The organism is Desulfocastanea catecholica (assembly GCF_054657295.1).
On the sequence record NZ_BAAHYZ010000093.1, the window covers coordinates 1 to 1,701 of the forward strand.

The 1,701-nt window shown below is 43.0% G+C and carries 1 protein-coding gene; it reads left to right on the forward strand.

The genetic code is table 11. The annotated features are described in order from the left end of the window. Nucleotides 1-924: 924 nt before the first annotated feature. On the forward strand, nucleotides 925-1,452 hold the full coding sequence (locus tag ACYQ8U_RS22930) for a hypothetical protein (RefSeq protein WP_459947883.1): 528 nt from the start codon (nucleotides 925-927) through the stop codon (nucleotides 1,450-1,452). The last annotated feature ends 249 nt before the right edge of the window (nucleotides 1,453-1,701 follow it).

The window sequence follows — 1,701 nt, forward strand, 5'->3', positions numbered from 1 at the left end:
AACAAAATCAATAAATATTTTCCCAAAACGTAACGGAAAAGAGCAACTTGAGATCCTTGATTTTTCCAGAATCTCTTCTGGAGAGGGTAGAATCATCTGGCCATAAAGATGCCACCAACTCAGATCTCAAAAGTCAACATAACTCAACATAGCTATATTCGATCTGAACAGCGGTCGGAGTTCATATAGATCCTATGGATGATTTAAAATATTAAATATTATTTTAATATATCATTATATGTAATTTAATATAAATATATATCATTGCATTTTTTTCATATTTTCTAGAGACTTAGCCCGCAGCCATCCAGCAAGCGCCTTTGCTTACCACTCTGTCAGTCAATGCAGTTGCATTTCCCCCTTGCTGCTTTTGTGGGCTATAACCGCCCGAAGGAAGGGCATCGCGCACCTAGCTGAAAACGACAGTCATCATACTAACAGATTTTTCTGCGTGGGGTATGCACCCTCGAGAACTGTTGTGCGGTTCCGGAGGGTAAATTCCACAACGCAATTTTGAAAGATGGAAGGGCAGTAGGAAAAGAAGAGATCTAAGGGTAGGTGATATTTCGCAGTTGCAAGGATGGAGGATCGCGCCGGTCAACGCACCCTTTGTAATTTGTTGACAGTGGTTGTAGCGCAGCGGAAATCTCCGGGAACAAAATCAGAGAGGAGGGTGATTGCCGGGGAAGCCGGAAGCCGATCTATCTCCCGAATAATAAAAATGAAACATTGTCTGGAAGATTTTTTTGATATAAGACTTAAAGACAACGTTAGGATCTATTGGAAATATCTTTACTTTGAAGGACCTCGATCAAGGTCTCAAAACCGATGCCATATTTCTGTATAGCACCCAATTCGGGGTGATATGCAGATCAGCTGAATTACTTGTAGCCACGCAAATATTTAATGCAATACGGAGAGATTATGGATTTTGCAACCTTACTTGGTTCAAGTGTTCTGGCTGCCCTTGTCGCGGCCTTGGTCTCGCTTCGAAACAACGAGAGAAAGCTATCACTCCAGTACATAACTGGAGAGCGTGCAACATGGCGCGACAAGATAAGGGAAATTGCATTAGCGGTATTTGATGCATCTATCAAGCGGGATGGAGAAACTATCAGGCGATACCGCTTTGAGTTTAGTCACTTGCTTCATCTTGGGGACCTTCCCGATGACGAAATCCTTAGCAACTTGGTGGAGTTGGAGGCGCGTCCAGATGATGCCGAGGCTTTGAATGACTTTCGAATCAGAATTTCGCTTCTGCTCAAGTATGAATGGGAGAAAGCGAAGCTGGAGGCGAAGCCGGTGGCTCCGGTGGAACAAGGGCGCAAGCTCCTTTCAAAGATGGCACCAAAATGGTTTGAGAGAGAAACCGCCAATAGGACTTCGCTCGAAGCATTCAAGCAATCGGCTAACAAGGCAAATGCAGCCGACGCTTGGTCCTCCCACGGCTGATTTGCGGCGTTGAACCATTCAATTGGAAAGAAATACTTTACCGGACACAACAATATTGCAATATTGGTAGCTGGATGATGCAGGACATAGCCAATTCGGAAAATTAAAACATCGATGATGGATTTATCCCGTGATGTTCTTCCTGAAGTCAACAAAAATGCTATTCCTTTTGATATGCAATCTTTCAACTTGAAATCATTGATATTATTGTTACCAAAATTATGATATGGATGTGCCATCCATCTTGAC